The sequence below is a fragment of the Streptomyces sp. CO7 genome (assembly GCF_053474865.1).
Genome location: NZ_JBRIOU010000011.1, coordinates 100,139 through 108,614, shown reverse-complemented (window position 1 = coordinate 108,614; position 8,476 = coordinate 100,139). Strand labels below are relative to the sequence as shown.

The following is an 8,476-nucleotide window of genomic DNA, read 5'->3' as shown; positions in this document are numbered from 1 at the left end:
AGACGGTCACCGGCGCCACGGCCCGGGGCAGGGCAGGCGTGCGGTGGTTCGTCAGTGGGCCGGCGTCAGGGCGGACCGGGACACCGGGAAGTCGAAGTAGGTGTCCGGGTAGAGCTCGGGCTTGTAGGTGTAGTGCCACCACTCGTCGGCGTAGTTGACGAAGCCGAGGTCCTCGAGGGTGTCCTTGAGGAGCATCCGGTTGGCGCGCTGCTCGCCCTGGACGCGCGGGTCGAGGGTGTGGGAGAGGGTGTCGAAACAGTCGTAACCGGTGCCCATGTCGAGGGAGTTGTCGGGGAAGCGCTCGTCCTGCGGTGCGTAGCAGGGCTCCAGGCCGTCGTGGGGAACCCATGGCCGGTCGGGGGTGGCGGGCAGTTCGACCACGGTCAGGTCCACCGTGGAGCCACGGCTGTGGCCGGACCGCTCGGCGATGTAACCGTCGAGGAAGAGGCGGGACTTGTCGAGGTCCGGGTAGAACTCCGCCTTCATCGCGGTGTCGTTCACGTCCTTGGCCCACCTCACGAAGTGGTCGACGGCTCGCTGCGGGCGGTAGCAGTCGTAGACCTTGAGGCTGTAGCCCTGTGCACGCAGCCGGCTCTGGGCGCGGCCGAGGGCCTCGGCGGCGGGGCGGGTGAGGATGCACATCGGCTGGCGGTAGCCGTCGATGCGTTCGCCGACGAAGTTGTGCCGGGTGAAGTAGCGGATCTCCTGGATGATCGTCGGGTCGACCTCGGCGAGCGCGACGAAGTCGTCCGGCGCGTGCGGATCGGGAGCTGCCTGCGCGGTGGCCGCTCCCGCGGTCATGGTGACCAGGGCGGCGGCCGAGACGGCCAGGGCGCGGGCGCTGACGGGGAGTCTGTTCATGGCCCCCGTCTACCAGGGTCGGGGGGGCCTGGGGAAGAGATCGTCGGTGCCGGCCGGGGACCGGAGAAAAATGTTGCCTACTTTTGAGGCATGACTCGGCGTGGAACGGGAACAAGTGCGCCACGCCCGGCACTCACCGGGCTCGGCACGGCCCGTACCCCAGTCGGCGGGGGTACGGGCCGTGTTCGTGTTCCCGGGTCCCTTCACAGGGCGCGCAGGCCGGCGATGACGTCGCGCAGGACCGTCTCGTCGACCGCCTCGACCAGCCGGACCGGCGGCTGGACGCGGATCAGCCCGTGGTCGAGCAGATCCGACAGGAGCACCCGCAGGACCCCGACCGGCAGGTCGAGGTCGGAGGCCAGGTCGACGACGGAGCAGGCCGCGTCACGGCACAGACCGAGGACCGTGAGGTGCTCGGGGACCAGCGCGGCGAGGACTTCCGGGTCGGCGTCCTCGTCGTTCACCGGCTGGGTGGTGACCATGGCGGTCAGCGGGAGCCGGTCGCAGGCGGCCGCAGCCGTGCGGCCCCGGGTCATGGCGTACGGGCGGACGACCGGACCGGCCTCGTCGTCGAACCACTGGGTGGGGTCCCCCTCGGCGGGACCGTCAGCGTTCATGCCCGGTCCCTACCCGCCGGTGATGATCTCGTCGCGGGGCGCGGTGCTCAGGTGCGAGCCGACCTTCCGTACCAGGAGGGTCATCTCGTACGCGACCTGGCCGATGTCGGCGTCGGCGTCGGCGAGCACGGCCAGGCAGCTGCCGTCCCCGGCCGCGGTGACGAAGAGGAAGGCGTCCTCCAGCTCCACCACGGTCTGACGGACGGCGCCCGCCTCGAAGTGGCGTCCCACGCCCTTGGCCAGGCTGTGGAACCCGGAGGCCACGGCGGCCAGGTGCTCCCCGTCCTCACGGGTGAGCTCCTTCGACGCCCCGGTGGCCAGTCCGTCCCCCGAGAGCACCACGGCCTTGCGGATGCTGGTGACCCTCTCCACCAAATCGTCCAGCAGCCAGTTCAGTCCCCCCGAGGCTGCCCTTCCCGCTTCGTCGAACGGGTGCGCGGCTGTCATCGATCATCCACCTTCGTCGTTGCGTGTACGGTTCCGGTCCGCGCTCCCCCTGGCGCTTCCCCGGGCACGGCTCCCGTGCCGGCGTCCCGGCCGGCGTCGGGCTCCGCGACGTCGTTCTCCTCACGCCCACGCTGCCAGCCGTGCTGGAGCGAGGCCATCCTGCTGCGGACCTCGTCCGCGTCGCGGGAGCCGGGGTCCGCCACCTCGGTCCCGGAGCTCCCCCGCGCGGCGGAGCCGTCGGCGGGCGCATTCTTGAGCTGGTGGGCGAGGTTGGCCTGACGGACCCGGCGCGGCAGGCCGCCGGGTGTGCGGGGCGCCGCGGCCACCGGACGCACCGGACCGGCTTCCTCCCCGTCGCTGTCCGGAACGGCCGCGTGTTCGGCCGCCGGCTCGCCCGTGGGCTCCGCGGCGGCCTTCACGGTGTGCTCGTGGGCAGGCTGCTCGGCGGGCTCGGCGCGCGGGACCCGGAGTCCTCCTCGGGAGGAGGGTTCCCCGCCGAGCGGCTCCTCCAGCGACTCCTGGAGGGGGATGACCTCGACCAGTTCGAGTTCACCGGTGCGCTCCGCCTCGGAGAGTCTCTTGCGCGCGGCGACGTGCGCGCGGTCCAGCCGCATGCCCGAGCCGTTCGTGTCCGGCTCCTCGTCGGTGAGCACGCTCTCCGGGAGCAGCACGACGGCCGTCGTCCCGCCGTACGGGGACGGCTGGAGGGACACCCGGACGTTCTGTCGGCGGGCGAGCCGGCTGACCACGAAGAGTCCGAGGCGGTCGGTGTCCGAGAGCTCGAAGTCCGGCGTCTCGGCGAGGCGTTGGTTGGCGTCGGCGAGTGCGTCGCCGGCCATGCCGAGGCCGCGGTCGTGGATCTGCAGGACGAAGCCGGCCGGGACACGCTCGCCGAGGACCTGGACGGCGGTGTGCGGCGGCGAGAACACCGTGGCGTTCTCGAGGAGTTCTGCCAGCAGGTGGGTGAGGTCGGCGACGGCCGGGCCCTTGACGAAGAGCCGGGGCAGGCGGCGCACCTCCACGCGCTCGTAGTCCTCCACCTCGGCGGCGGCCGCGCGCACCACGTCCACCAGGCGGACGGGCTTGCGCCACTGGCGGGCGGGGGCGGCGCCGGAGAGGATCACCAGGCCCTCGGCGTGGCGGCGCATGCGGGTGGTGAGGTGGTCGAGCCGGAACAGGTCGGCGAGCTCGTCGTTGTCCTCGGCCCGGCGCTCCATGGTGTCGAGCAGGGTGAGCTGGCGGTGCAGCAGGACCTGGCTGCGGCGCGCGAGGTTGACGAAGACCTCGGAGACGCCGGCGCGCAGTTCCGCCTGCTTGGCGGCGGCGGTGACGGCGGACCGCTGGAGGGAGTCCAGTGCCCGTCCGACCTCGCCCATCTCGTTGCCGGGGAATTCCCTCGGCGGCATCTCGGCGTCGACGTCGACCTTCTCGCCGCCGGACAGGCGTCGCATGACGGCGGGCAGCCGGACGTCGGACGCGTCGTGCGCCTCCTGGCTCAGGCGGCGCAGGTCGTGCACGAGGCCGCGGCCGATCCGGACGGAGACCACGACGCTGGCGAGGACGGCGAGCAGACCGAGGACACCGCCGGCGATGACCTTGAGGATGATGTTGCGGGCGACCGGGCCGACGCGTTCCTGATAGCGGTCGGCGGTCTCGTCGTTGAGGTGCTGGAGGCCGTCGAGGGCCTCGCCGGCCGTGGTGTCCCAGTTGCGCGCGGTCATCCGGTGTCCGGCGTCCGCCCGGGACTCGGCCTTGCGCAGTGCCGCGGAGGCCTTCCCTTCCCAGAAGCTCTCGTGCCGGGCTCGGTCCGCCTCGGGGAGCATCGGGGCGCTGACCGCGATGAGCAGGCTCCGCTGGGCGACCAGGTCGATGAACTGGCGGGTCTCCTTGACGCTGAGGCCGCCGTTGGCGACCAGACCGGAGCCGAGCAGGGCGTCCTCGCGCGCGAGCAGCTCGCGGACCCGGAACAGGTTGATCACGGCCCGGGCCTGCTGGTCGAGTTCGACGGTGTCGGCGGCGGGGAGGGCGGTGAGCAGTTCGAAGCACTGGTCGATCAGCTCGTTGTAGGCGGCGTAGGCCTCGGTGCGGTCGTCCGAGCCGTGCTCGACGGCACTGCGCACGGTCTCCACGCGCCAGAAGGTGTCGAGCACCGCGTCGAGCTGGTCGCCGGAGGAGGGGCCGAGGGCGTCGACGACGTCCTCCTTGAGCGCGTTGGCGCGGACCACGTTCACCACACGGTCGGTGGCGCCCCAGTAACGCCTCAGCAGCGCGATGTCGGCATGGGCGGGGTCGGCGAGGTGGAGCAGGGTCTGACGACGTTCCTCCTGCAGCTTCTCCACGACCTCCTCGACGGGGTAGCCGATCTCGTCGACCGCGGTGGCCACCGTGAACATGCGGTTGGCCTCGCCCGTGGTCAGCACCGTGGTGAAGGCCCAGATTCCGGTCAGGGACATCAGCGGCACGATCAGCAGCGCCACGATCTTCCTGCGGATGGACGTCCCGCGAAAGCCCATGGCCACCCCCAATTCAGCCCCCCGGCCCGAACCGAGGTACACCAGTGCGTCAATCAAACGGCGCGAGCCTACTACTGCGCGGGACGGATCGAAGAAGGGTACGGAGGCTCAAAATCGCTGTCACCTGCCGGGCATGGGTAGCAGTCAGGTGATTGGCGGAGATTTGTCGCACGGTTCGGGAATCCTGTGCGGATGCCGATCGTCTCCACGATGTGGGGGTATCAGCGTGCGGACGAAGGGGGTGTCGCGTTGCCGGACACTGCGGAGATGTTCGAGGAGACCGAGCCTGAGGAGGCGCCGGAGCGCCCGTTGTGGGTGGAGGTGCCCGCACGCAGCTCCAGGCTGCCGGACCCGGTACGGACGGCGGCGGTGCGCGCCGGCCTGATCGTGGCGGTCACGATATTGCTGGCGGTGGTCGCGTTCCTGCTGACCATGGCCAAGGCGTGGCTGGCCTTCCCGGCCGTGATCGCGGCGGTGGCGGGCATCGTCGCCGCGACATGGGCGGTCCTGGACGTGTGGGTGACCCGCCAGGTGTGGAACCAGCGGCACGGGGTCGTGTCCGAGCCGAGCAGCACGGCACGCCGGCTGCGGCGTGAGCGGCGGCAGGCCCGCCGTCAGGAGCGCGTCGCGGAGCGGGAGTTCAGGCGAATACGTCGTCGTGGCGGCCAGCCCGCGATGTGACGCTGTGTCCCACCGGGCGAGCGGTGCGGCCGCGATGAGCAGCGCGCCGGGCGGGCGGCGCGGCACGTGGTGAGGACCACCGAGGGCCGCCGTGCCCGAGGGATCGGCGGCCCGTGCGCAGGGTGCGAAAGGTCAGGCGGTGGCCGACCGGCGGAACATGCGGGTGGCGGTGATCTCGCTGTGCCCCGTCTCGCCCTCCGCGACCGGCTGCGGCAGTCCGGGGCGCAGGTGTTCCTCGACGCTGATGTACTTCAGTCCCGCCCGCAGGTCCGCGTCGTTGCGCATCCTGATGACCAGGGGGAACTCCGCCAGCGCGGTGGTGTCGAACAGGCCGGTCGTGTACAGCAGTTGGACTCCGAGCGCGTCGGCCACGGCACGCTGCAGTTCCAGCAGGTAGGTGGCGTTGGCCCGGCCGATGGGGTTGTCGAGGAAGAGTGTGCCGGCGTGCCGGTGCTTGTCGCGGCCGCGGTCGTTGGAGCGCAGGGCGGCCATGGTGCAGTACAGCGCGATGGCCGCGGTGAGCAGCTGACCGCCGGAGAACACGTCGCCCATCTGCCCGACGGGGACCCGCTCGGCGCGCAGCACCGCGTCCGGCTTGAGGATCTCCACGGCGACGCCCTTCGGGTGGAGGGCCGCCGCCACGCCCCGCAGCAGCAGTGACATGCCGTCGCGGCGCAGGTCGGAGTTCTTCTTCAGCGCGGACCGGGTGGCCTCGTCGACGACCTCGCCGAGCCGTTCGGTGAGGGTGGCCTGGTCGGGCTCCTCGAAGCGGATGCGCAGGAACTCCTGGCCGGACCACTCGCCGAGTCCGTCGGGCAGCCGGGAGAGGCGCTGGGCCGAGCGGAGGGTGGCGAGCGAGGTCTCCACGAGGCCGCGCAGCCGGTCCACGATCGAGTCGCGGTTGCGCTCGAGCTGCTCGAGCTCGTCGGTGAGGACGCGCAGCCGCGGCGCGAACGCCTCCGCCCAGGCCTGCGCGTGGTCGGGCAGCGCGGCGGCGGGCAGTTCGCGGATCTGCTGCCGGGCCGGCGTGCGGACCTGCTCGTAGCGGACGGAGTTGGCGTGCCGCACCAGGATGTCGCTCGCCTCACGGACGGCGGCCTCGGCGGTGGACAGGTCGGCCGCGCACCCCCGCAGCGAACGCCGGGCCTCGGCCGCGGCCCGGCGGGCCTCGGCGAGGTCGCCCGGGTAGGGCTCCGGTTCCTCGGCGTCCTCCTCGGTGGACTGGTCGCGCAGCAGGTCGCGCAGCAGGGCCGCGGTCTCGTCGAAGCCGGAGGCGGCGTCCTCGGCGGCGCGGTGGTCATCGAGGAGGGAGGCGTGGGTCTCCCGCGCCTCGCGCAACGCCTCGGTGTGCGCGGACAGTTCGGTCGTCGCGGTGCGCAGCAGCGTCTGCGCCTGCTCGGCGTCGCGGGGCAGGAGGTCCTCGGGCAGCTCGGTGTGGGTCTCGCCCTCCTCCGGCGCGAGCCGCTCGGCGTCGCCGCGCAGTCGGCCGAGTTGTTCGCTGGCCTGGGACATCCGGGTCTCGAGGACCTGGACGAGTTCCTCGGCGCGGGCGGCGGCGGCCTGCCGGGAGGGGCCGTCGGCGCCGTCCGGGGAGGACAGCAACTGCTCGGCGCGGGTGCGGACCTTGTTGCTCAGGCGGTCGAGTTCGGCGCGGGCGGCGCTCTCGTCGCTCTCCGCGCGGGCTTGTTCGGCCCGCAGGTCGGCGCCGACGCCGACCTTCTCGTACACCTGCGAGGCCGCCCGGTACGCCTCGCGGAGGGCGGGCAGGGAGGCGGCCGTCGCGTCGCCCGCCGGCTCGGGCGCCTCCCCCTGGTCCTCGGGGGCGCCGGCGATCTCGGCGCGTTCGGCGCGCAGGGCGCGGGCGGTGCGGCGGGCGTCGTCGGCGGCGCGCTGGGCGGCGCGGCGGTCCTCGTCGGCGGCGCGGGCGCGGTCCAGGCATGCCTGGGCGCGGGCCTCCGACTCGGCTGCCTCCTCGGCGAGTTCGCGCAGCCGGACCTGCCAGCCGGCGCGTTCGCGCAGCCGGGAGGCGAGGCCGGCCAGGGCGTCGGCGGCGCGGCGTGCGCGCTGGGCGGCTTCCTGGCGTTCGTCGCGGACCCGGGCGGTCTCGGCCGCGCTCTCCTCGGTCTCGGCGCGGACGGTCCGGGCCTCTGTCAGCTCGGCCTCGGTCTCGTCGGCGAAGGCGGCGGCCGCCTCGGCGGCGGCGGCGAGTTCGGCGAGCCGTCCGGCCGGGCAGCTCCGCCGCCAGGAGGCGAGGCGGGAGGCGAGTTCACGGTCCTTGGTCAGGCGGGCGGCGAGCGCGCGGATGTCCTCGTCGCGGTGGGCCGCGCGGGTGCGCAGCGCCTGGCGTTCCTCGTCCGCCGCGTGTTCGTCGTGCATGGCCGGGTTCGGGGGGACCAGGAAGACGGCCTGGTCGTCCGACGCCTGGTCGGGCGCGGGCGCGAGGAGCGCCGCGGCGGTGCCGACGGCGACGGTGGAGCGGGGCAGCAGGGCGGCCTCGGCGAGCGCCTCGCGGGCGCGGACGTGCGAGGCGGGGTCCGTGATGATCACGCCGTCGACGAGTTCGGGGCGTGCGGCCAGCACCCGGGCGTGGTCGGCGGGGTCGACGGCCTGGGCGAGGTAGCGCCAGCCGGGCAGCGCGGGGATGCCCTGCTCGCCGAGGTACTCGACGGTGGCCAGCACGTCGGGGCCGGGCGGCAGCAGGCCGCCGTCGCCGAGCGCGCCGAGGATGCGGGCGTCGTCGGCGGCGGCGGTCCGCAGGTCGAAGAGCTGGCGCTCGGCCGAGGAGACGGCGTCCTCGAGCATGCCGCGGAGGTCGTCGGCGAAGTGGTCGAGCTGTTCGGCGGTGAGGCGGCCCTCCCCGAGCGCGGCGGCGGCCCCGGCCGGCGCGGTGGCGGTGCCGCCGGTCGTCCGTCCGGTGGCGGCCACCGGGGAGCCGCCCGGCCGGGAGGGGGCGGACCCGGCGGCATGCGCGTCCTCACCCGGGTCCGTGGCTTCGCCCTGCCGCGGCCCGGGCACGGCCGCGGTCCCGTGGGGGCGTGTGGCGGGCAGGCCGAGCAGTTCGGCCAGCCGTTCCTCGGCGGCCAGGGCCTCGGCGGTGCGCCGCTCGGACTCGTGGACCCGGCGGGCGGCGGTGGCCGCGTCGGCGGCGCGGGCGGCGGTCAGTTCCGCGCGGGACTCGGCGGTGGCGGCCTCGCGGGCCCGTTCGGCTGCCCGGCGGGCGCTCTCCCGGGCCTCCTCGAAGACGGCGACGGTGCTTTTCGCCGCCTCTCCGGCGGCCAGGGCTGCCTTGGCGGGGTCGGCGTCGGGGGCGCTGCCGTCGATCCAGCCGGCGCCGACGGCATCGGCGGTCTCCTGCTC

At 73.9% G+C, this 8,476-nt stretch carries 6 protein-coding genes; 1 reads left to right on the top strand and 5 read right to left on the bottom strand.

Features of this window, described 5'->3' with window-relative positions:
- Positions 1 to 51 precede the first annotated feature (51 nt).
- The 4 genes from ACOV8S_RS29570 to ACOV8S_RS29555 form a co-directional block, all read right to left on the bottom strand.
- A complete protein-coding gene (locus ACOV8S_RS29570) occupies positions 52 to 861 on the bottom strand; it encodes a M15 family metallopeptidase (protein ID WP_448321549.1) in 810 nt (269 codons plus the stop codon).
- 203 nt (positions 862 to 1,064) lie between these two features.
- Positions 1,065 to 1,478, bottom strand: coding sequence for a DUF742 domain-containing protein (locus tag ACOV8S_RS29565; protein ID WP_448321548.1), 414 nt, complete (start codon positions 1,476 to 1,478; stop codon positions 1,065 to 1,067).
- A gap of 9 nt (positions 1,479 to 1,487) precedes the next feature.
- A complete protein-coding gene (locus ACOV8S_RS29560; protein ID WP_108957133.1) occupies positions 1,488 to 1,925 on the bottom strand; it encodes a roadblock/LC7 domain-containing protein in 438 nt (145 codons plus the stop codon).
- On the bottom strand, positions 1,922 to 4,438 hold the full coding sequence (locus ACOV8S_RS29555) for a nitrate- and nitrite sensing domain-containing protein (RefSeq protein ID WP_448321558.1): 2,517 nt from the start codon (positions 4,436 to 4,438) through the stop codon (positions 1,922 to 1,924). The genes ACOV8S_RS29560 and ACOV8S_RS29555 overlap by 4 nt, the downstream gene beginning before the upstream one ends.
- 267 nt (positions 4,439 to 4,705) lie before the next feature.
- On the opposite strand from ACOV8S_RS29555, the gene ACOV8S_RS29550 reads away from it, so the two are divergent.
- Positions 4,706 to 5,119 (top strand): hypothetical protein, encoded by a 414-nt coding sequence (locus tag ACOV8S_RS29550; RefSeq protein WP_448321547.1) that lies wholly within the window; start codon positions 4,706 to 4,708, stop codon positions 5,117 to 5,119.
- A 132-nt stretch (positions 5,120 to 5,251) separates the two neighbouring features.
- Here the strand turns inward: ACOV8S_RS29550 and ACOV8S_RS29545 are convergent.
- A partial coding sequence (locus ACOV8S_RS29545) for a hypothetical protein (RefSeq protein ID WP_448321546.1) occupies positions 5,252 to 8,476 on the bottom strand: 3,225 nt, incomplete at its 5' end.

Coding starts and splice junctions, on each gene's coding strand:
- ACOV8S_RS29570 (WP_448321549.1), bottom strand. CDS start 861: ATGAACAGACTCCCCGTCAGCGCCCGCGCCCTGGCCGTCTCGGCCGCC.
- ACOV8S_RS29565 (WP_448321548.1), bottom strand. CDS start 1,478: ATGAACGCTGACGGTCCCGCCGAGGGGGACCCCACCCAGTGGTTCGAC.
- ACOV8S_RS29560 (WP_108957133.1), bottom strand. CDS start 1,925: ATGACAGCCGCGCACCCGTTCGACGAAGCGGGAAGGGCAGCCTCGGGG.
- ACOV8S_RS29555 (WP_448321558.1), bottom strand. CDS start 4,438: ATGGGCTTTCGCGGGACGTCCATCCGCAGGAAGATCGTGGCGCTGCTG.
- ACOV8S_RS29550 (WP_448321547.1), top strand. CDS start 4,706: ATGTTCGAGGAGACCGAGCCTGAGGAGGCGCCGGAGCGCCCGTTGTGG.